Origin of the sequence: Rhabdochromatium marinum (assembly GCF_016583795.1) — a bacterium.
Taxonomy (GTDB): Bacteria; Pseudomonadota; Gammaproteobacteria; order Chromatiales; family Chromatiaceae; genus Rhabdochromatium; species Rhabdochromatium marinum.
In genome coordinates, this window is sequence record NZ_NRRS01000035.1 from 15684 (window position 1) to 35740 (window position 20057).

17 protein-coding genes are annotated in these 20057 nt (G+C 60.4%); 6 read left to right on the top strand and 11 right to left on the bottom strand.

All coding sequences use genetic code 11. The features are described from left to right. Position 1 precedes the first annotated feature (1 nt). Both CKO36_RS11195 and CKO36_RS11200 read left to right on the top strand, forming a co-directional pair. Entirely contained in the window at positions 2–634 is a 633-nt protein-coding gene (locus CKO36_RS11195) for an ABC transporter ATP-binding protein (protein ID WP_200284148.1), read from the top strand. Then, positions 625–1416, top strand: coding sequence for an ABC transporter permease (locus CKO36_RS11200; RefSeq protein ID WP_200284149.1), 792 nt, complete (start codon positions 625–627; stop codon positions 1414–1416). Before CKO36_RS11195 ends, CKO36_RS11200 begins: the two co-directional genes overlap by 10 nt. Positions 1417–1504: 88 nt before the next feature. Here CKO36_RS11200 and hflC read toward each other — a convergent pair whose 3' ends face one another. The 9 genes from hflC to CKO36_RS11245 form a co-directional block, all read right to left on the bottom strand. Next, positions 1505–2422, bottom strand: a complete 918-nt coding sequence (hflC, locus tag CKO36_RS11205) for a protease modulator HflC (protein WP_200284150.1) — start codon at positions 2420–2422, stop codon at positions 1505–1507. Beyond that, positions 2422–3582 (bottom strand): FtsH protease activity modulator HflK, encoded by a 1161-nt coding sequence (gene hflK, locus CKO36_RS11210; protein WP_200284151.1) that lies wholly within the window; start codon positions 3580–3582, stop codon positions 2422–2424. The genes hflC and hflK overlap by 1 nt, the downstream gene beginning before the upstream one ends. A gap of 181 nt (positions 3583–3763) precedes the next feature. Continuing rightward, on the bottom strand, positions 3764–5071 hold the full coding sequence (gene hflX / locus CKO36_RS11215; protein ID WP_200284152.1) for a ribosome rescue GTPase HflX: 1308 nt from the start codon (positions 5069–5071) through the stop codon (positions 3764–3766). A gap of 27 nt (positions 5072–5098) precedes the next feature. Further along, a complete protein-coding gene (gene hfq / locus CKO36_RS11220; protein WP_200284153.1) occupies positions 5099–5359 on the bottom strand; it encodes an RNA chaperone Hfq in 261 nt (86 codons plus the stop codon). A gap of 62 nt (positions 5360–5421) precedes the next feature. Next, positions 5422–6405 carry a tRNA (adenosine(37)-N6)-dimethylallyltransferase MiaA gene (gene miaA, locus CKO36_RS11225; protein ID WP_200284154.1) on the bottom strand — a complete coding sequence of 328 codons (984 nt, stop codon included), beginning with the start codon at positions 6403–6405 and terminating at the stop codon, positions 5422–5424. Continuing rightward, positions 6402–8285 (bottom strand): DNA mismatch repair endonuclease MutL, encoded by a 1884-nt coding sequence (gene mutL, locus CKO36_RS11230; RefSeq protein WP_200284155.1) that lies wholly within the window; start codon positions 8283–8285, stop codon positions 6402–6404. The genes miaA and mutL overlap by 4 nt, the downstream gene beginning before the upstream one ends. An 8-nt stretch (positions 8286–8293) precedes the next feature. Next, positions 8294–9670: an N-acetylmuramoyl-L-alanine amidase gene (locus CKO36_RS11235; protein ID WP_200284156.1), complete on the bottom strand. Its 1377-nt coding sequence runs from the start codon at positions 9668–9670 to the stop codon at positions 8294–8296. Positions 9671–9734: 64 nt separating this feature from the next. Beyond that, positions 9735–10292 carry a tRNA (adenosine(37)-N6)-threonylcarbamoyltransferase complex ATPase subunit type 1 TsaE gene (gene tsaE, locus CKO36_RS11240; protein ID WP_338053462.1) on the bottom strand — a complete coding sequence of 186 codons (558 nt, stop codon included), beginning with the start codon at positions 10290–10292 and terminating at the stop codon, positions 9735–9737. 53 nt (positions 10293–10345) lie between these two features. Next, a complete protein-coding gene (locus CKO36_RS11245; protein WP_242469543.1) occupies positions 10346–11926 on the bottom strand; it encodes an NAD(P)H-hydrate dehydratase in 1581 nt (526 codons plus the stop codon). Between the two features lie 91 nt (positions 11927–12017). On the opposite strand from CKO36_RS11245, the gene queG reads away from it, so the two are divergent. The 3 genes from queG (at position 12018) to CKO36_RS11260 (ending at position 16467) form a co-directional block, all read left to right on the top strand. Beyond that, positions 12018–13112, top strand: a complete 1095-nt coding sequence (gene queG / locus CKO36_RS11250) for a tRNA epoxyqueuosine(34) reductase QueG (RefSeq protein WP_200284157.1) — start codon at positions 12018–12020, stop codon at positions 13110–13112. 12 nt (positions 13113–13124) lie between these two features. After that, positions 13125–14612, top strand: coding sequence for a 2Fe-2S iron-sulfur cluster-binding protein (locus tag CKO36_RS11255; protein ID WP_200284158.1), 1488 nt, complete (start codon positions 13125–13127; stop codon positions 14610–14612). 91 nt (positions 14613–14703) lie between these two features. Further along, the gene (locus CKO36_RS11260; RefSeq protein ID WP_200284159.1) at positions 14704–16467 is read left to right on the top strand and encodes a SulP family inorganic anion transporter; all 1764 of its coding nucleotides are present in this window, start codon (positions 14704–14706) and stop codon (positions 16465–16467) included. Positions 16468–16492: 25 nt separating this feature from the next. Here CKO36_RS11260 and CKO36_RS11265 read toward each other — a convergent pair whose 3' ends face one another. Beyond that, positions 16493–18529, bottom strand: a complete 2037-nt coding sequence (locus CKO36_RS11265; protein ID WP_242469544.1) for a CHASE3 domain-containing protein — start codon at positions 18527–18529, stop codon at positions 16493–16495. Between the two features lie 185 nt (positions 18530–18714). Then, positions 18715–18924, bottom strand: coding sequence for a hypothetical protein (locus CKO36_RS11270; protein WP_200284161.1), 210 nt, complete (start codon positions 18922–18924; stop codon positions 18715–18717). A 340-nt stretch (positions 18925–19264) separates the two neighbouring features. On the opposite strand from CKO36_RS11270, the gene CKO36_RS11275 reads away from it, so the two are divergent. Beyond that, a complete protein-coding gene (locus CKO36_RS11275) occupies positions 19265–19810 on the top strand; it encodes a hypothetical protein (protein WP_200284162.1) in 546 nt (181 codons plus the stop codon). The last annotated feature ends 247 nt before the right edge of the window (positions 19811–20057 follow it).

The window sequence follows — 20057 nt, forward strand, 5'->3', positions numbered from 1 at the left end:
TATGGCTCGTCTGGCACTGCGCGCTCTGCGGCCTCGGCATGGATTGGCGGCGGTCGATCTGGACATTGACGCTGGTGAGCTGCTGCTGTTGTCTGGCCCCTCTGGAGCTGGCAAAAGTGTGTTGTTGCGTGCTATCGCCGATCTGGATCCGCACCAGGGACAGGTGTGGCTTGGGGAACGCGCAGCATCCGCAATGGCGCCGGCCGAATGGCGCCGTCGTGTTGGGTTGCTGATGGCGGAATCCGGCTGGTGGGGAGCAACTGTGGGCGATCACTTTCCAGCGGCGCTTCATGCAGATCTCCATGCGGAGCGCTTGTCGGCTCTTGGCTTCGGGCTTGAAGTGCTTGACTGGTCGGTGGCGCGCCTGTCAACGGGTGAGCGCCAGCGTCTGGCCCTGGCGCGCCTGCTGGCACGACAGCCGGAGGTGCTTCTGCTCGATGAGCCAACCGCCAATCTCGATTCCAGCAACCGCGCGCGTGTCGAGCAGGTGATTCTTGACTATCGCCAGCAGCATCAGGCCGCCGTGCTCTGGGTCAGTCATGATGATGCCCAGCGCCAGCGTCTGGTTGCCCAGCACCAGGCGCGCGCGCTGCTGATTTGCGAGCGTGCTCTGGTGGCTGAACCATGCAGTTGATTGTACTGACCCCCTGGGATCTGACCCTGGCGGCGCTGCTGGTGCTGTTGCTGGCCGCCCTCTCTTGGCGGCTGCATCTGGGCATCGAGCGGCGCCTGCTGCTGGCGGCCGTGCGCAGCAGCGTGCAACTGATAGTGGTTGGGTTGGTGCTGGGGTCGCTCTTTGCCACCACTGATTTGCGTTTGATCGGCCTGCTGGCGCTGCTGATGCTGTCCGTGGCCGGCTGGGAGGTGCGGGCGCGCCAGAAACGGCGCTATCGTGGGTTGTGGAGCTATGGGATTGGCGCGGTGTCGATGTTTCTGTCGTCCTTCAGCATCACCGTGCTGGCGCTGACGGTCATTATTCGCGTCGACCCCTGGTATCAGCCGCAGTATTTGATTCCGCTGCTTGGCATGCTGCTGGGCAATACCATGACCGGGGTGGCGGTGGCGCTGGACAATCTCACCCGCCAGGCTAGTGATGCCCGTGCCATGATCGAAGCTCAGTTGTTGCTGGGGGCGCGCTGGGATGAAGCCATTGGCGAGATTCGCCGCGATGCGCTGCGTTCCGGGCTGATCCCCATCGTAAACGCCATGTCTACTGCCGGTCTGGTCAGCTTGCCAGGGATGATGACCGGGCAGATTCTAGCTGGCAGTCCGCCGCTGGAGGCAGCCAAGTATCAGTTGCTGATTATGTTTTTGATCGCCTCTGGCACCGGGTTGGGCAGTCTGAGCGCGGTCTGGATTGGCTCGCGGCGCCTGTTCGATGAGCGCGAACGGTTGCGGCTGGATCGGCTGAAGTGATTTTGATGGGGAGCGATAGTGCTGGCGCTGGTACTGGCCACTGGCGGTGCGCTGCCGATGTTGTGCAGCGCACCGCCCCAGGGGCCTTTTAGCGCACGCGCAGCAGGGCGTCGTCCTCAGACGCTGAGCCCTCCGGCATACCCTGTTGGCTGTTGAAGTAGCGGAAGAACTCGGAGTCCGGAGCCAGCACCAGGGTGGTGTCCTTGCCCAGTAAGGCCTCGCGATAGGCATCCAGACTGCGATAGAAGGAGTAGAACTCCGGATCCTGCTCAAAGGCCTTGGCATAGATGCCCGCTGCCTTGGCATCGCCCTGACCACGGGTTTCTTCAGCTTCCTTGTAGGCATCGGCCAGAATCACCGTGCGCTGGCGATCAGCATCGGCACGAATACGCTCAGCCGCTTCCAGACCCTTGGCGCGCAGGTCGCTGGCCACCCGTTCGCGTTCGGCTCGCATGCGGTTGTAAACCGAGTCGCTGACCTCAGGCGGCAGATCGATTTTCTTAACCCGCACATCCACCACTTCGACGCCCAACTCCTCTGCCTGGGTATCGATGGTGCTGGTCAGCACCTGCATCAGCTCCAGGCGATCCTCGGAAACCACTTCCTGAATGGTGCGCCGGCCAAACTCATCGCGCAGGCTGGTATTGATTCGCTCCGAGAGCAGGCGTGCAGCGCGGGCGCTGTCGCCACCGGTGGAGCGGAAAAATTTCGCCGCGTTATTGATACGCCACTTGGCGTAGGAATCAACGATAACGTCCTTTTTCTCGATGGTTAAAAAGCGCTCGGGCTGTGAATCGAGCGTGCGGATGCGCGCATCAAACTTGATGACATTGTTCAGCACCGGCACCTTCCAGTGCAGGCCAGGCTGATACTCATGCCCGACAATTTCGCCCAAACGCAGCTTAATGGCAATTTCCCATTGATAGACGATATAGGCCGAGGCGTACGCCAGAATGCCGAGCACCAGCGCGGCGATCAATGGCAGGAGTTTTAAGCGTTCCGACATCAGCGTGTCCTCCTTGCCCGGTTCACGTCGCGCGTCGGTCTTTGAGTGCGCGTGCTGCTGTGACTTTGCTGTGTGCTTGATGGGCGACTGTCCGTCGCTTGCGCACGGCTTGCAGCGGTGTTCTTCATCAGTTGGTCAAGCGGCAGATACATCAGGTTACTGCTTTCCGGGACATCGACCAAAACCTTGTGACTGTCACCAATGACCTCTTCCATGGCGCTGAGATACAGGCGCTCGCGGGTGACCTCGGGAGCCTTGTGATACTCGCCCAGTACGGCAAGGAAGCGTGAGCTTTCACCCTCGGCCTCGGCAATCACCTGATCGCGATAGGCCTTGGCATCGGCGATAATCCGCGCCGCTTCACCGCGGGCCTGCGGCAAAATCTGGTTGGAGTAGGCCTCGGCCTCGTTCTCGGAACGTTCCTTATCCTCGCGGGCCTTGATGGCATCATCGAAGGCCTCCTTAACCTGCTCCGGCGGCTTGGCCGGCTGCATGTTGACCGAGGTGACCAGAAGGCCGGTCTTGTACTCCTTCATCAGCGCCTGCACCCGCTCGCGGATGGTTGCTGCCACAGCGCTGCGGCCCTCGGTCAGGATAAAGTCGAGCTGGCTGCCGCCAATGGTCTTGCGCACCACCGTCTCGGTAGCATCGCGCAGTGTTTTCTCGGGGCTTTTGTCCTGGAACAGATAATTGGCGGCATCGCCGATGCGCGACTGTACGGTCAGCTCGACATCGACGATGTTTTCATCCTGCGTCAGCATGGCGGCCTTGTGGCTGAAGGATGAAATTTCATCGACATTGACAATTTCGCGCTGCTCGATCGGCCAAGGCCAATGCCAGTGCGGTCCTGGCTGCGTTACCCTGACATAGACACCAAAGCGCAACACCACACCACGCTCGGCTGGATCGACAATATAGATGCCGGTTGCCAGCCACAGCACCAGCAGCACGCCGATGATGATGCCCGTGGCCCAGGTACGCGCCGGGCCGCCGGATGATCCGCCTCCGGAACCCGTGCGGCCGGGGTCGCCACCAAAAAGCTCTGTGACTTTGTTTTGTAAGTTGCGCACGATCTCATCGAGATCGGGCGGCTCACCCTGGTTCCCTTGCTGGGATCCCCAAGGGTCTTTGCCTCCGCCTCCCGGCTCATTCCAGGCCATAGTGTCTCCATCTGGGATACAAGTTGCGGAATCCGTGCCGAGCGGCTGGATTCCTGAGAAATTCGGTTATGATCATCCTGCCCTTGCAAACTGCCGGCGCCGGGCCAGTATCTCAAGCCAAGCGGCGCGATCACCCTGAGCGCATTTTAGGTATTCCTGACCTGGGGAACAATGGATAGGCTCAATCCTCATCCGCAGTGGCTGTTGCAGCCAGCGTCGCGGGCAGCGTGCGACCCCGGCGCTTGAGTTCGCGGCGCAGGCGTTCAGGATCGATCAGCACCTCCATGCGCCAGCCGCCAGCGTCCCGGGCCTGCTCGTCGAGAATTTTCGCATGGCGGTAGAGCCAGGCGCGCAGTGCGCCCTCAGCGGGGCTGAGTTCCAGCTGGCAGTTTTCGATGCCGCCGCGAAAACGCTCCGCCAAGGCATCAATCAGCCCCTCCATTCCTGCGCCGTTATGCGCCGACAGCCAGACCGTGGTGATCTGTCCGCTCGCATCGCGATCCACCCGTGGAGTCGAGTCATCCAGCTGGTCGATCTTGTTCATTACCCGCAGACATGGCATCTCTTCCACACCGATCTCGGCCAGCACCTGCTTGACATCCCGCTCGTGGCGTTCGCGTTCGCTGGAGGCCGCGTCGATCACATGCAGCAACAGCGCCGCCGAGCGCGTTTCTTGCAGGGTAGCACGGAAGGCCGCGACCAGTTCATGCGGAAGCTGGCTGACGAAACCGACGGTATCGGCCAGCACCACCGCTGGTGCTTGGGGCAATTCCAGGCGTCGCAGCGTCGGATCCAGGGTGGCAAACAGTTGATCAGCTTGAAAGACACCGGCCGCCGTCAGGCGGTTAAAGAGGGTCGATTTGCCGGCATTGGTGTAACCGACCAGGGACACAGTGGCGATTTCAGCCCGATCCCGTGCCTGGCGGCCCTGCGCGCGCTGGGTTTCGATGCGCTCCAGACGCTTGTTGAGCGTCACAATGCGTTTGCCAAGCAGGCGCCGGTCGGTTTCCAGCTGAGTTTCGCCGGGACCACGCAGGCCAATGCCGCCCTTTTGGCGCTCCAGATGGGTCCAGCCACGCACTAGGCGGGTCGATAGGTGGCGCAACTGTGCCAGCTCAACCTGCAATTGCCCCTCAAAGGAGCGCGCCCGGCGGGCGAAAATATCCAGAATCAGGCCGTTGCGATCCACCACCCGGCAGGCGAGCTGCTGCTCAAGGTTGCGCTCCTGCGCCGGGCTGAGTGCATGGTCAAAAATTACCAGCTCGGCATTGCTGGCCGCGACCTGTTCCTTGAGCTCGACCGCCTTGCCCTTGCCGATGAAAAGGCGCGGATCAGGGGCGTCGCGCGTGCCGGAGACCAGGCCGACCTCCAACGCGCCCGCAGCCTCGACGAGTTGTTGAAACTCGGTGCGCGCTTCGCTATCCAGCCGTCCGCCAATGGCCATTTGCACCAGCAGCGCACGCTCACCCGCGTCGGGTCGCTCAAACATTGCAGTTCAGACCGGCCACCGCCAATCTTAATCGGCGTCCTGATCGTTCAGCGGTGCGTCCTCATCGTCCGGGTAGGGCAGTTTGACGTTGCGCGCTGGCACCACGGTGGAAATCGCGTGCTTGTAAATCATCTGGCTGACATTGTTTTTCAGCAATACGACAAACTGATCGAAGGATTCGATCTGGCCTTGCAGTTTGATGCCGTTGACCAGAAAGATCGATACTGGCACGCGCTCCTTGCGTAGCACGTTTAAAAATGGATCCTGCAGGCTATGTCCCTTTGACATGGTTGAAGTTCTCTTGTTGTTATGCAATGCACGCATTGGAAGTCAATAAACGGCCTACGTTATCACAGAGCCGCCGTGGTGCGGACAAGCAAAAGCGCCCGTTCCAGCAACTCTGGCCCCTGCGGCAGCCACAGGGCGTCGCGTTCCGAACGCAGCCAAGTCATTTGCCGCTTCGCGAGCTGGCGTGTCGCGGTGATGGCCAGAGCGCGCATGTGGTTGAAATCATAGTCGCCATCGAGGTAGTGCCATAGCTGCCGATAGCCAACGGCGCGCATTGAGGGCAAATCGGCCTGTAAGTCGCCACGGGCGCGCAAATCTGTGACCTCGCGCACAAAACCCGCCGCCAGCATGGCATCAAAACGCTGAGCAATGCGTTCGCGCAACGCCTGGCGTTCCCCGGCTGCGGGATCGGCCCGCACCAGCTTCACCACCCGATAGGGCAGCGCCTGGGCAGCTGCCTCCGCCCAATGCTCGCTCAGCGTTTGCCCGGTGGTCAGATAGACCTCCAGCGCGCGCTGAATGCGCTGCGGGTCATTGGGGTGAATGCGTGCTGCGCCAGCCGGGTCCAGCACTGCCAGCCAGCGATGCAGGCGCGCCGATCCCAGGCGCTCATTCTGGCGCGCCAGATCGTGGCGCAGCTCCGGGTCGGCTGCTGGCAAAGGCGCTAGTCCGCGCGTCAGGGCGCGAAAGTAGAGCATGGTACCACCCACCAGCAGCGGTATTCGGCCGGCGGCGCTAATCTCCTGCATGGCTGCCAGCGCATCGGTGCGAAACTGCGCCGCCGAGTAGGACTCCGCCGGATCAAGGATGTCGATCAGCCGATGGGGCACCCGAGCCAGCGTTTCAGCCGTTGGTTTGGCTGTGCCGATATCCAGACCGCGATACACCAGCGCCGAATCGACGCTGATAATCTCGGTGTCCAGGTGCGCCGCCAGTTCCAGGGCCAGTGCCGTTTTGCCGGCGGCGGTGGGTCCCATCAGGAAGATGGCTGGCGGCCAGTGGCGCTGAGGTGGCGTTGTAGCTGCGAAGGTGTTTGGCTGTGTCATCGCCCGCGCAGAAACAGCCGGTCCAGCTCTTGGTCGGAGAGTTTAACCCAGGTCGGGCGTCCGTGGTTGCATTGATCTGCCCGCTCGGTGGCCTCCATGGCGCGCAGCAGCGCATTCATCTCCGTCACCGTCAAGCGCCGGTTGGCGCGCACCGAGCCATGACAGGCCATGGTAGCCAGCAAGTGATTGGCCTGATGCTGAATGCGCGCGCTCTGACCGTGCTCGTTCAGGTCGGAGAGCAGATCACGCAACAGTTGTTCAGCATCTGCCCCCTGGAGCATGGCAGGAATTTCCCGCACGGCCACCTGTTCCTCCCCCAGGCGGCTGACCACCACTCCCAGCGCTTGCAAGTCTAGTTGGTGTGCGTCCAGCCGATCCGCCTCGGCGCGACTCAGACGCACGGCTACCGGGATCAGCAACGGCTGGCGACGCACCTGACCATCGCTTTGCCAAGCGGCTTTCAGGCGTTCGTAACACACGCGCTCATGGGCGGCGTGCATATCCACGATGATTAGCCCATCGGCGGCCTGGGCCAGCACGAAGGTGCCATTGAGCTGGGCCAGGGCAAAGCCCAGGGGCGGGATTTCGGCTGGGGCGTCCCCGGCCGCCTCGGCAGTCGGGATGGCAGCCGTCTCGTCGCCACCGGCTGACGGGGACGGATTGATCGGCCCGGCCTCGGTACGTTCAGCCAGTGCTTGCTCGGCCATTGACCAGGGCTGCTGCCATGCAAAGTGAGCGGCGTAAGTGCCGGGTGATTCGCGTAATGGCAACGACTGCTGTGTGTTGGTCGAGGAGGCCGTCGGGCGTTGGGTGGGTGGTGTTGGCTCAGGAGGTGTGGATTCCAGAGGTTTGGAGTCCGGAGGTGGTGTGGCCATGACACCACCGGCCAGCCGACGGTTTAGGGCGCGAAAAATAAAATCATGCACTTGGCGCGACTCGCGAAAGCGCACCTCATGCTTGGCTGGGTGTACATTAACATCGACCTGACGCGGATCCAGTTCCAGAAAAAGCACATAGGCCGGATGACGGCTGTGATGCAGCACATCCTGATAGGCTTGGCGCACCGCATGAGTGACCAGCTTGTCGCGAATCATGCGACCGTTGACGAAGAAAAACTGCCGATCCCCTTGCGCACGACTGAACGCCGGCTGCGCTACCCAGCCGAACAGCCGCAGTCCCACTGCTTGTTCATCGAGTTGGAGTGCCGCATTGAGGAACTCGGTGCCCAGGGTTTTTTCCAGTCGCTGCGGTAAGCCGCCGTCGGTGGTGGCGCTCGCGCGCAGATCCAGTACCGAGCGGCCATTGTGTTCCAGCTGAAAGCCAACCCTGGCGTGTGCCAGCGCCAGTCGGCGGATGAGTTGTTCGATGTGACCCAGTTCGGTTTTCTCGGTGCGCAGAAATTTGCGGCGCGCCGGGGTGTTGAAGAACAGATCCTGCACTTCGACACTGGTGCCCGGTCCATGGGGAGCCGGTTGCACCGGCGGGGTCGTGTCGCTCCCATCGGCTGTGAGGGCAAAGCCATGCGCGCAATCCGCTGGCCGCGACACGATGCGCAGATGCGCCACCGAGGCCATGCTTGGCAATGCCTCGCCGCGAAACCCCAGGGTGGCGACCGATTCCAGATCGGCCAGTGAGGCGATCTTGCTGGTGGCGTGCGGCGACACCGCCAGTGGCAGCTCCTCAGCCGCGATGCCGCAGCCATCATCGCGCACCAGAATGCGCTTCAGGCCGCCGCGCTCCAGGCGGACCTCGATTTGATTCGCCCCGGCATCCAGGCTGTTTTCCACCAGTTCCTTCACGATGGAGGCCGGGCGCTCGATCACCTCGCCGGCGGCGATCTGATGAATGAGCTGCGGTGGGAGGAGTCGAATCTGTGTCATCCGCTCACTCAGCTCTCGGGAATGTTCAGTACCTCGCCCACGCGAATGCGATCGCCCTTGAGCTGATTCAGCGAGCGCAGCGAGGGCAGGCTCACTTGATAATCCCGGGCAATATCGAGCAGGGTGTCGCCGCGCTCGATGACATGGCGGATGGTGCCGACCCGACGACTGTTTTTCATCGCAAAGAGCGTTTGCGGCGGTGGATGGGCGTTGAAATAGTGTTTAATGCCCTTGAGGATGGCGCTGGCCACCTGCTGCTGAAAAATCGGATCGCGCAGGCGCTTTTCTTCGTCCGGGTTGGAGATAAAGGCGGTTTCGACCAGCATGGAGGGAATGTCCGGCGCTTTCAGTACCGCGAAACCGGCCGATTGTATGCGACTCTGATGCATTTTGCCCAGGTGTCCCAGTTCGTCCAACACCGGCTTGGCCGCCAGTACGCTGTGCTCCATGGTCATATTCTGGGTCATGTTCATCAAGACGCCAGCGACTTCTTCGTTGCTCTTGCCGAGATCAATGCCAGCCAGCAGATCGACTTCGTTCTCGCGCGCGGCCAGCCATTTCGCCGCCTCACTGGTCGCGCCGCGCTCGGACAGGGTAAAGACCGAGGAGCCGCGCACGCTGCGGTCGCGAAAGGCGTCGGCATGGATGGAGACGAACAGATCGGCGCGGTGTTCGCGGGCAATGCGGATGCGCTCGCGCAAAATGACAAATTCATCCCGCTTCCGAATCATCACTGCGCGCATGCCCGGCTCGCGATTGACCAGATGGGCAAGATTGTGCGCCATCGCCAGGGTGACATCCTTTTCGCGGGTGCCGCGCGCACCAATGGCGCCTGGGTCTTTGCCGCCATGACCGGCGTCAATGGCGACGATGACATCGCGTTCGTCCTGCTGCATTGTACGCTGGCGCACTGACGGATGTCCGCCCAGGTTACGCGAAGCCGTTTGCATGGCTTCCTGGCGAACTTCCTGATCCGACTTGGGGGTTAAATCGACGACCAGCCGATGGCCATGGCGGCCGTCGGGCTGGAGGCAAAAGCTTTTGACGCGCACCTTGTGCTTAAGGTCCAGCACAATCCGGGCGCGTTCGCCCGGGCGTTCACCACTGCGAATGCGCGCCAGCAGTGGGTTGTCCGCCTCCGGCTGGCGCAGCGAACCGGCGAAGCCGGCCCCCATCAGGTCAACTACCAAGCGATCCGGAGAATCGAGCGAGAAAATGTTATGTTCAACCACGGGGCCTGAGGTATCCAGCACCAGCCGCGTCATCTTTCCCTGACTTGACAGGCGCGCCCCCAGAATTTCGACCCGAGCGTTAGCTGTGCCCGCAACCATAATCAGTGGCAGCAGAACAGTCAGTAAGACGGCGAAATAGCGGATATCTTTCATGTGCCCCCCGCAGGAAGCTCCTGGTTCCAAGATCGCAAACATTTGGATACTTGTATTTAGAAGCTTAGCAATAGACTTGAAAATTGTCTAATTTTCTTACATTTGCCGAGGGTTTCTCTAATTCGAATAAAGTCTTGAGGGCGACTGCCTGCCAGGCGCCATGACCGCTGAGCTTGAGCGTCCGTCCCGGAGGCTGCATAGTGATGCTGAGGCGCAAATCGGGCGCGGGCAACCACCCGGCACCGCGCTCGGGCCATTCGATGAGTAGCAGCCCTCCATCCGCGAGCAATTCCTGCCAGCCGAGATATTCAAGTTCCTCAGGATCGGCCAGCCGATAGAGATCCAGGTGATACAGGCGTCGCTGACTTGGACCGACGGCAACCTCATAGGGTTCGATCAGGGTATAGGTGGGACTGCGTACCGCGCCGCTGACGCCATAGGCGCGCAGCAGACCGCGTACCAGGGTGGTCTTGCCGGCGCCGAGATCACCATGCAAAAACACCAGGGCACCCGGCGGGGTGGCGGTTGGGGGCTCGGCCTGGAGCCAGGGAGTGAGCTGTGGCGCGAGTATTTGCCCCGCGCGCAGCATCTGTTCTTCATCGGGAATGTAGATCGAATCCACGCCAGTCTTCACACTAGTCGCCAGTCTTTTCGTGTTGGGTCAGGTTTGTTGGGTTAAACAACAGTCTGAGATGCCAAACCGCACGCCGTCGTTGGCTGCCATTGCGCGCGTAGCTGCTCAATTACATCCGAGGCCAGCAACCCGCGTTCGCCCGCCGCTGCGGCCTGATCCGCCGCCGCCGCATGCAGGCAGACACCGGCGCTGGCGGCCTGTTCAGCGTCCAGACCTTGTGCCAGCAGGGCGGCAATGATTCCAGTCAACACATCCCCCATGCCGCCGCTGGCCATGCCGGGATTGCCCTGGCTGCACAAGGCTGGCGCTTGCAGCCCGCCAGCGGCGATCAGGGTGCCAGCCCCTTTTAAGACCACCACACCGCCGTAGCAGCGCTGCAACTCAGTGACGGCGGCGAAACGATCTGCGGCGATGTCTGCTGTGTTACAGCCGAGCAGGCGTGCCGCTTCGCCAGGGTGCGGTGTCAGCACCCAGTGGTCGCGATGCTGTGGCTGCTCGGCCAGCAGATTCAGCGCATCAGCATCCACCACTAGGGGGCGTGCGCGGCTATCCGGTTGGTGCATGACCACGTCAAACAGGGCGCGCCCCCAGGCGTCACGCCCCAGACCTGGCCCCAGCGCCAGCACGTCGCTGCGCGCCAGCAGCGTGGCCAGTGGCTCGGCTGGTGCCGCAGTCTGCGCAGTGACCGCCGGCGGGATGTCTGCCACCCCGGTAACCATGAGTTCCGGGCGGGTCAGATTCAGCCAGGCGGCGTGCTGGGGATGGGTGGCAATGCTGACCAGTCCGGCACCGGTGCGCAGCGCCGCCTCGCCGCATAGGTGGGTGGCACCACTCAGGCCGGGTGCACCGCCAATCACTAGCAGATGACCGCAGTGTCCCTTGTGGGCGGTGCGCGGCCGTGGCGGTATGCGCGTCCGTTCTTTGAGCCAAGCGGTGCGCCGTGCGGACGGGCGTTGGCTGGCATAGACGGCGGCCGGCACCTCCAGGGCATCAAAGGCGATGCGGCCGGTGCAATCCGGCCCCTGACCGGTAAAGAGTCCCTGTTTGAGCCCGATGAAGCTCAGCGTGGCCTCGGCACGGATGGCGTCGCCCAGCACGCAGCCGGTGTCAGCACTCAGACCCGAGGGGATATCCACGGCCAATACCGGTGCGTGGTTCGCATTGGCGCGCGCAATCGCCGCTGCCAGGTCGCCACTGACCGGGCGGGTTAGCCCGGTGCCGAGCAGGGCATCGACAATCAGGTCCACAGTGTCGTTCCAGTCGGGCCAAGCGTGGACTTTAGCACCCGTCTCGGCATAGGCTGCGGCAGCCGTTGCCGCTGCGCCACGCAGGCGGCTGTAATCCCCCACGGAGATCAGCTGCACCTGCCGTCCAGCTTGTTGCGCCAAGCGCGCCAGCACATAGCCATCACCACCATTGTTGCCGGGGCCGGCCAGGACCATCAGGCGCTGTGCCTGCGGCCAAGCGCGCGCCAGCCACTGCCACAGGGCCGCGCCGGCTCGCTCCATCAGGGTTGTACCTGGAATACCAAAGTGCTCAATGGCGCACGTATCCAGTGCCCGCACCTGTGAGGCCCGGTAAAGTGCATAGGGCAGCTGCTCCCCCATGGCCCATTCCCCCATTGAGTACGTCTCCTCTTAACCAATCCGCCTTAGATTAGTATGATCCCCCTTCCCGGCACCTGCAAAGCTCACCCCACAGCCGTGATCGGTTATGACACCCGCAGCACTCGCCACACAAATTAAACGCTGGGGCCGTGAACTCGGCTTTCAGCAAATCGGCATCGCCGGCTGTGACCTGGAGCCGGCCGGGCGCTATCTGGATGGCTGGTTGCAGCGCGGCTGGCATGGTCAGATGCACTACATGGCCCGGCATGGTTCCAAGCGCAGCCGCCCGAGCGAGCTGTTGCCCGGCACCCAGCGGGTTATCTGCGCGCGCATGGACTATCTGCCGGAACCCGGCGCCGCCATTTCCGCTGCTTGCGATCATCCCATCCAGGCCTTCATTTCGCGCTATGCCCTGGGGCGTGATTATCACAAGGTGCTACGCGCGCGCCTGAAACAACTCGCCCTGCGCATTGAGGCTGACATTGGGCCCTATCAATGGCGCCCCTGGGTTGACTCCGCCCCGGTGATGGAAAAACCGCTGGCACAGGCCGCCGGGCTGGGCTGGATCGGCAAGCATACCAATCTCATTCACCCGCATGCCGGCTCCTGGTTCTTTTTGGGCGAACTCTATGTCGATTTGCCCTTGCCGCTCGATGCGCCGCAATCCAGCCATTGCGGAACCTGTCAGGCGTGCCTGGATGTGTGTCCCACCCGTGCCATCGTCAAGCCCTATGAACTGGACGCGCGCCTGTGCATCTCCTATCTGACCATCGAGCTGGCCGGTGCCATCCCGCTGCCACTGCGCCCTCTGATCGGCAATCGCATCTATGGGTGTGATGACTGTCAACGGGTGTGCCCCTGGAACCGCTTTGCGCAACTCAGTCCGGAACCCGATTTCCAACCGCGCCAGGGGTTGGATACCGCCAGTCTGATCGAACTCTTCGCCTGGGAGGAAGCGGAATTCCTCGCCCGCACCCAGGGCAGCGCTATTCGCCGTATCGGGTATCAGCGCTGGCTGCGCAACATCGCCATTGCGTTGGGCAATGCGGCGCCGACTCAGTCGGTGCTCCAAGCGCTGGCAGCGCGCCAGGATCACCCCGATCCCCTGATTCGCGAGCATATCCACTGGGCCTTGGCACGACAACGCCAAGGGCGCCACAATGACAAACCGCTCGATGTTTTGGCCCCTTCACCCGCATAGGGAGTTTTGCGCATGACCGACCTGCTTAGCCTCTCTCGCGCCGCGCGCCTGACCGGGGTCAGCCGTGGCACTTTGCAAAAGCGCATTCGCCACGGTGAGATTGAAACCTTCGAGGGGCAGGTTCGGGTCTCGGATCTGCTGCGGCTGTATCCCAGTGTCAGCCTGGAACACAGCGGGCTGCTGAAACAGGTTGAGCGGATCAAGGCCAACGCCGTGCCGCGCGACCGCGATCCCGATCATCCCCTGCCCAGCCCCGAGGTGCTGCTGTCGCGCCTGCATGCGCTGAGTGATGCACTGGCGGAGCAAGTCAATCGCGCCAATGCCCTGCAAGGACTGCTTGACCAGTTGCGCGTGCAGCTGACCCAGACCATCCCGGAGCGCGCGACCCGCGAGCGTCTGCTTGGCTGGCTTGATGCCGAATGTGCCGCCATCGCTGAGCAGCCGGAAGCCGAGGCTCGTCGGCAATTGTTGGCGAAAGACAATTTCCTGCGCCTGATCGCCGCCAGCGTCAAAGTTATCCCGAGTGGGCATGAGTTTTTCGTCGAGGGGTCGGAGCCGATTCTGAATGCTGCCGTGCGGGCGGGTTTACGCATGAATTACGGTTGCTCGAACGGCCAGTGCGGTGCCTGCAAGGCGCGAGTGATTTCCGGTGAGGTGTGGAAGGTGCGGGATCACGACTATGTGCTCAGCGCCCGCGAACGACAGATGGGCTATATGTTGGCGTGCAGCAACACGGCGGTTACGGATTTGGTGCTGGAGGCTGCTGAGGCCCACTCCACCGCTGACCTGCCACATCAGGAGATTCGTGCCCGTATCCGCAAACTCGAACGCCAGACCGATGATCTAATGCTGGTGCAGGTGCAACTGCCGCGCACCCAGACTTTGCGCTTCATTGCCGGGCAGTCGGTGCGCCTGCGGCTCAATAACGCTGCCGAGGCCGAGTGTCCCATCGCCAGCTGTCCCTGCAACGGCCGCACCCTGCATTTCTATGTCCGCCACCGCCAGGACGCTTTCAGCGACACCCTGTGGCAGCATGCGCAGATCCGCGATGCGGTGCTGGTCAAGGGGCCGTATGGCGACTTCGTGCTGCGGGAAGGCCATGCGGCGCCGGCGGTCTTTATTGCCTGCGGTGACGGCATTGCCCCCATTAAAAGCCTGATTGAGCATGCGGTGTCTATCGACAGTGTCGCCAGTTTGCATCTGTACTGGTATAAGCCCGCCAGTGAAGACTGGCTGACTAGCTGGTGTCGCGCCTTACAGGATGCGCTCGACAACTTTGCCTTCACCTTGCTCACGGATGCGGACCCCACCGGGGTGCTGGCGCGCATTCAGGCTGACCTGCCCGAGCCTCGGGCAGCCTGTTATTACCTAGCGGGCATGGCCGGGCCGATCCGGCCCATTGAGCAGGTGCTGCGCACGCTTGAGCTGGAGGATGATCAGCTCAAGGTTGCTGAGCTCAGCAGCGGATCTGGGGACGCAGCGGCGGACGAGTGCCGTTGATGGCGCGGCTGAGATGATTGCATTGGCTGTCATCCCTGCGGCGGATGCCATAGAATGGCCGGCTTGCCATTCTTCAGACTGAGCAACAGTAATGCCGAGCTTCGCAATAAACGCCCATTGGTCCCTATTTTGGCCCTTCGTTCGCTGGTTGCCGCAGGTCACTGCGCAGGATTTGCGCGCAGATTTGCTTGCCGCGCTCACCGGAGCCATTATCGTGTTGCCGCAAGGCGTGGCCTTTGCCACCATTGCTGGGATGCCGCCGGAATACGGACTCTATGCCGGGATGGTGCCAGCCATCATCGCGGCTTTGTTTGGCTCTTCGCGCCATCTGGTGTCGGGGCCGACCACGGCGGCTTCGGTGGTGCTGTTTTCCGCGTTGTCACTGATGGCGACTCCCGGCACACCGGACTATGTCGCACTGGCCTTAACCCTCACCTTCATGGTTGGTGTGATCGAACTGGCCCTCGGCTTTGCCCGCCTGGGAGCGCTGGTGAATTTTATTTCGCACTCGGTGGTGGTGGGTTTTACCGCCGGTGCGGCTTTTTTGATCGCCGCCAAGCAGTTAAAGCATTTTTTCGGCATCGAAATGGACAGCGGCGGTCATTTCCATGACATCCTGATCGAGTTTGGTCGCCATGCGGTGGAGGTTAACCCCTTTGCAACCCTGGTGGGCGCTATCACGCTCGCGGTTGGGATCGCGGTGCGCGTGTGGATGCCGCGCTTCCCTTACATGATCGCTGCGATGCTATGCGGAAGTGTGGCGGCGGTGCTCTTCGATCAGTTGCTGGGGTCTGATTACACGGGGATCGTCACTGTGGGCGCCTTGCCGGCGAGTCTGCCGCCGCTGTCGGCGCCCAGTTTCGCGCTGGACCATATCAAGGAGCTGGCTCCTACGGCGCTGGCTGTGACGCTGTTTGCGCTGACGGAGGCGGTCTCCATTGGTCGCTCATTGGCCGTGCGTGGGGGCTATCGCATCGACGGCAATCAGGAATTCATTGGGCAGGGATTGTCCAATATCGCTGGTGCCTTTTTCTCCGGCTATGTAGCGACGGGTTCGTTTAACCGCAGTGGGGTGAATTTCGAAGCCGGGGCGCGCACCCCGCTGGCGTCCATCTTTGCCGCGCTGCTGCTGATGGTGATTGTGCTGCTGGTGGCTCCGCTGGCCAGTTATCTACCCAAGGCGGCGATGGCTGGGGTGCTCTTCCTGGTGGCCTGGGGGCTGATCGACCGTAAGGAAATTCGCCATATTCTGCATGCCTCGCGGCGTGAAGCGGCTGTCTTGGCGGTGACCTTTTTCTCGGCGCTGTTTCTGGAGCTTGAATTCGCGATCTTTGCCGGCGTGCTGCTGTCCCTGGTGCTCTATCTGGAGCGCACCTCAAAACCGCGTATCGTTACCCTGGCACCGGATCCACGGCTGCCGAAACGCGCCTTCTCCGATGCGACTGATGTGCAACAGTGCCCGCAGGTGCGCTACATACGCATTGACGGTTCCCTGTTTTTTGGCTCGGTTGCGCATGTCGAGCGCGCCTTTGATGTGCTGCGGGCGCGCTTCTCCAGCCAAAAGCATCTGGCCATCATGGCCGATGGCATCAACTTTGTTGATCTCCAAGGCGCACAGACACTGCTGGATGAAGCCGTCAGGCGACGCGCAGACGGAGGCGGCCTGTACCTGATCAATGTCAAACATGGACTCTGGGAGACTCTGGACTCCGCCGGCTTCCTGGATACCATTGAGGTTCGCAATGTGTTCCAGACAAAAGAAGCCGGCGTTCGCGCCATTTACCACAAACTGGATCACGACCTCTGTTCAGTCTGCGAAAAACGCGTGTTTGTTGAGTGTGGGCTACTGAAGTAAAGCATTTGTGGGACTATGGCTGCGTTCAGAAACGCTCGAAGTCGTCGGAATCCACTGTGGATCCGGCAAAATTTTCGCTGATGTTGGCGTTGCCACTCGATTGGCTGCTGTGGGTTTTGGGCGTGTGCACCGCGCTGCGGGGCTGATTCCCAGCGCCGATGCGGAAGAAGGACATGGTCTCCTGCAGCTGGCTGGCCTGACCGCTCAACTCCTCAGACGTTGCCGCAAGTTGCTCAGATGAAGAGGCATTCTGTTGGGTGGTTTTATCGAGCTGGCTCATGGCATCGTTGATCTGCCCGATACCCGAGGCCTGTTCTCCGGAAGCTGCGGTGATCTCTTCAATGAGATCCGCCGTCTTGACGATGTTAGGCACCATCTGATCAAGCAACTTCCCGGCCTCTTCGGCAATACCGACGCTGCCGGTGGCAAGTTGGTTGATCTGCTGAGCAGTAACTCCGCTGTTCTCGGCCAGCTTGCGCACCTCGGCAGCCACCACGGTGAAGCCTTTGCCATGCTCGCCGGCGCGAGCAGCCTCAATGGCGGCGTTAAGCGCCAGCAGATTGGTTTTGTAGGCAATCTCTTCGATCATGCCGATCTTGCTGGCGATTTCTTTCATGGCATTGACCGTGCGCTTGACGGCTTCGCCGCCGCGCCGTGCCTCATCCGCCGAACTCTTGGCGATGTCATTGGTCACGCGAGCGTTCTCGGTGTTTTGCTGCACCGATGAATTGAGCTGCTCGATGCTCGCCGTGGTCTCCTCCACACTGGCCGCTTGCTCGGTCGCGCCCTGACTCAGTGACTGCGCCGTCGAGCTGACTTGGTTCGACGCCGAGGAGAGATTTTCCGCACCCACGCGAACCTCGCCCACGATTTGCCGGAGGCGCTCGACCATGGCAAACATATCCTTGTAAACGCCGCGCAGGTTCGTTTGATCGAACTTGATATCCAGATTGCCTTGGGCAACCTCACGCGTGACCCCGGCGATCACCGCCGGCTCTCCACCGAGTTGCTTCATGATATTCCGCGTCAGCAGGACGGCAATGGCAAGGCCGGTGATGACCGCCAACAAAGTTCCGTAGATGGCGACATTGATCGCCCACGCCGATGTGGTCTTAAGATTGGCCATCCGCGTGTCCATCAAGGCCTCTTCCCTTGCCTTGAAGGTCTGAATTTGTTCACGGAATTTGTCGAAGAATACCTTGCCTTTTTCCTCTCCAACCAACCTGGCCATGTCATCCATGGTCTTGGCATTACCAATGTCGCGACGCAGCGCAATCTGGACTTCAACAACATTGTTGATCCAGTCAGTTATGGTGGTCTTGATCTCTTCCAACAGCGCAACCTGGGCGGGATTGTCATCCACGGTTTTCGACAAGGCAGCGACTAACGCATAAAAATTGGCCTTGCCGTCCGTATAGGGTTGGAGAAAGTCCTCCTTGCCCGCGAGAAGATAACCGCGCATTCCGGTTTCCATGTCAACGGCGGCGCCAAGGATTGCCCGCGCACTCGCAATCACCTCATAGGTGTGATCCACCCAGCCCGCTAATTGCCTGAGATCTTCAATAGTGGTCGCTATTCTTGCCTTGGCCTGGCGTTGTTGCATCAACTGCTGTTCGCGTTCGATAAAGGTGGCTATCTGCTCGCGAAACTGATCAAAGTATTGCTTACCCCGGGCTTCCCGAACCAGCTTGGCCATGTCGTTCATGGTCTTCGCATTGCCGATTTCCCGTCGCAGCGCAATGGCCGGTTCGGTGACATTGACTTGCCACTGATCAATGGTTTCCTGAGTCTCGGCTAGCAATTGCACCTGGGCAGGGTTGTCATCGACGGTCTTTGATAGCTTGTCAATCAAAGCATCAAAAGCCTGTTTGCCGCTCTTGTAGGGGGCTAGAAACTCCTCCTTGCCGGCAAGCAGATAGCCGCGCATACCCGTTTCCATATCGACGGCAGCCTCTTCGATGCTGGAGGCTTCGGCGAGGGTTTCGTAAGTATGGTTGACCCATTGAAAATTCTGCAGCAATGAATGAATGCTGGTGTAGACCACGATTGAAATGCCAATCATGAGGGCTAAAATCAGACCATTGCCTGAAAGAAGCTGAGTTCTGAATTTTAAGTGTCCAATCATTTTTTAATCCACGTTCCCGGGCTGATAAGTCAGGTAAACGCCAATTGTGAGAACCTGTATGGCGTTAGTGCAGATAGCCGTTGATTTGAAACAAATGCCAGGTTGTCTTTAGCTGCCCCTGTTCAATCTCCGCCGTCCCCACCGCCATCGCCTCCATCATCAAAACCACCGTATGAGATGGATCCGGCTCGTTGGGCAAGCTTAAAAAGAAGCACGAAAACAGCAATTCCAAAAACAATGGGACAAAAGGCTCCTTCCTGCCAATGTGTGGAAAAGAGGTCGAGACAAGAAAAGGCTGCCAATGCGATGATAAGCCAAATGATGAATGACATATAAGCTCCGGTGTTTTCCAACAGCCCTCGCTCATTAGCCTCAGCACTATAACCCTACCCGGAAAGGCTGAACAGGATCAATGTCCATGCTGAAAAATCCGACTGCTGCTACCAGGAGAGCGTCGCTAGGGACCACAGTCATGCTGCAGTTTTGAGACTTTATCCACAAAAAATTACTTGCCGTACTATTTGCGCTGCACTATGCTCAAGTGACGATTAACACTAAAGTGATAGCCATCGCGATACTGCACATGGAGCAGAGCAATCAGTCCCCTTAATCCCTTGGCTCAGTACAGATATCGCCACCTTAGAGTTGTCACTACAGTCGGGTATGGTGGCAGTGAAACAAGTAAAAGCGCATGGGTTGGCATGCTTCCGTCTCGGTGATCACATACTGCGTGAACCGGATTATCGGCAACTCCTGGACTGGGCCGATCACTATGGCATGGAGCCGGAGGTATTCACATACCACCTTGCCCGTAGCCAGAAGGAGCCCGATTGCTTTGGGCATCGAGAGCCCATTGGTTTTGAAATTGTCGCAGGTGCCATCCACAGTCTTGTGTGGGATATCAAGCAATTCGGGGTGATTCCGCCAAGGTGGCGGGAAGGGGTTTCGGTCAGGAAACTGGCCTTGATCGGTGATTGGTCTATGGCTGTACCGCTGGAACTTCCGCCGATACCAGGGCTGACTGAGCTGTATTGTTGCAATAACCAGTTCACCGAACTGAACCTCTCGCCGATGCCGGGCTTGGTGAAGCTGACGTGTGGGAGGAGTCAGCTTACTCAGTTAGTCCTTTCATCGGCACCGAATCTGACGGCTCTGTATTGCGATCATGCGCTGCACATCATCAATCCGCCAGCCTCGTTAAAGGTCATCAGGGGATAAAAGCCAAAACCAGGATTGCCGCATTACCAAGCTTTCTGCTTGGTTGAAAATCTTGGCAATGATTGATTCTGATGGTGCGCGAGGGGGGACTCGAACCCCCACGGATTCCTCCATTGGAACCAGCCCTTTTAAGGTGGGCTAACCAGCGGCCAGAAGCTTGGCGGTCGAGACATGCGGCTTATCTTTGTATCGAGTGCGTTTGGTCAGCGGTTTTTTCGGACCCCGGCGATTTTTTCGCATGGCTTTC

What these genes read in the sequence shown, in the direction of transcription:
- queG (WP_200284157.1), top strand. Translation starts at nt 12,018, where the DNA reads ATGACACCCGCAGCACTCGCCACACAAATTAAACGCTGGGGCCGTGAA.
- hflX (WP_200284152.1), bottom strand. Translation starts at nt 5,071, where the DNA reads ATGTTTGAGCGACCCGACGCGGGTGAGCGTGCGCTGCTGGTGCAAATG.
- CKO36_RS11270 (WP_200284161.1), bottom strand. Translation starts at nt 18,924, where the DNA reads ATGTCATTCATCATTTGGCTTATCATCGCATTGGCAGCCTTTTCTTGT.
- mutL (WP_200284155.1), bottom strand. Translation starts at nt 8,285, where the DNA reads ATGACACAGATTCGACTCCTCCCACCGCAGCTCATTCATCAGATCGCC.
- CKO36_RS11200 (WP_200284149.1), top strand. Translation starts at nt 625, where the DNA reads ATGCAGTTGATTGTACTGACCCCCTGGGATCTGACCCTGGCGGCGCTG.
- CKO36_RS11195 (WP_200284148.1), top strand. Translation starts at nt 2, where the DNA reads ATGGCTCGTCTGGCACTGCGCGCTCTGCGGCCTCGGCATGGATTGGCG.
- hfq (WP_200284153.1), bottom strand. Translation starts at nt 5,359, where the DNA reads ATGTCAAAGGGACATAGCCTGCAGGATCCATTTTTAAACGTGCTACGC.
- CKO36_RS11235 (WP_200284156.1), bottom strand. Translation starts at nt 9,670, where the DNA reads ATGAAAGATATCCGCTATTTCGCCGTCTTACTGACTGTTCTGCTGCCA.
- CKO36_RS11265 (WP_242469544.1), bottom strand. Translation starts at nt 18,529, where the DNA reads ATGATTGGCATTTCAATCGTGGTCTACACCAGCATTCATTCATTGCTG.
- miaA (WP_200284154.1), bottom strand. Translation starts at nt 6,405, where the DNA reads ATGACACAGCCAAACACCTTCGCAGCTACAACGCCACCTCAGCGCCAC.
- CKO36_RS11255 (WP_200284158.1), top strand. Translation starts at nt 13,125, where the DNA reads ATGACCGACCTGCTTAGCCTCTCTCGCGCCGCGCGCCTGACCGGGGTC.
- hflK (WP_200284151.1), bottom strand. Translation starts at nt 3,582, where the DNA reads ATGGCCTGGAATGAGCCGGGAGGCGGAGGCAAAGACCCTTGGGGATCC.
- hflC (WP_200284150.1), bottom strand. Translation starts at nt 2,422, where the DNA reads ATGTCGGAACGCTTAAAACTCCTGCCATTGATCGCCGCGCTGGTGCTC.
- CKO36_RS11245 (WP_242469543.1), bottom strand. Translation starts at nt 11,926, where the DNA reads ATGGGGGAATGGGCCATGGGGGAGCAGCTGCCCTATGCACTTTACCGG.
- CKO36_RS11260 (WP_200284159.1), top strand. Translation starts at nt 14,704, where the DNA reads ATGCCGAGCTTCGCAATAAACGCCCATTGGTCCCTATTTTGGCCCTTC.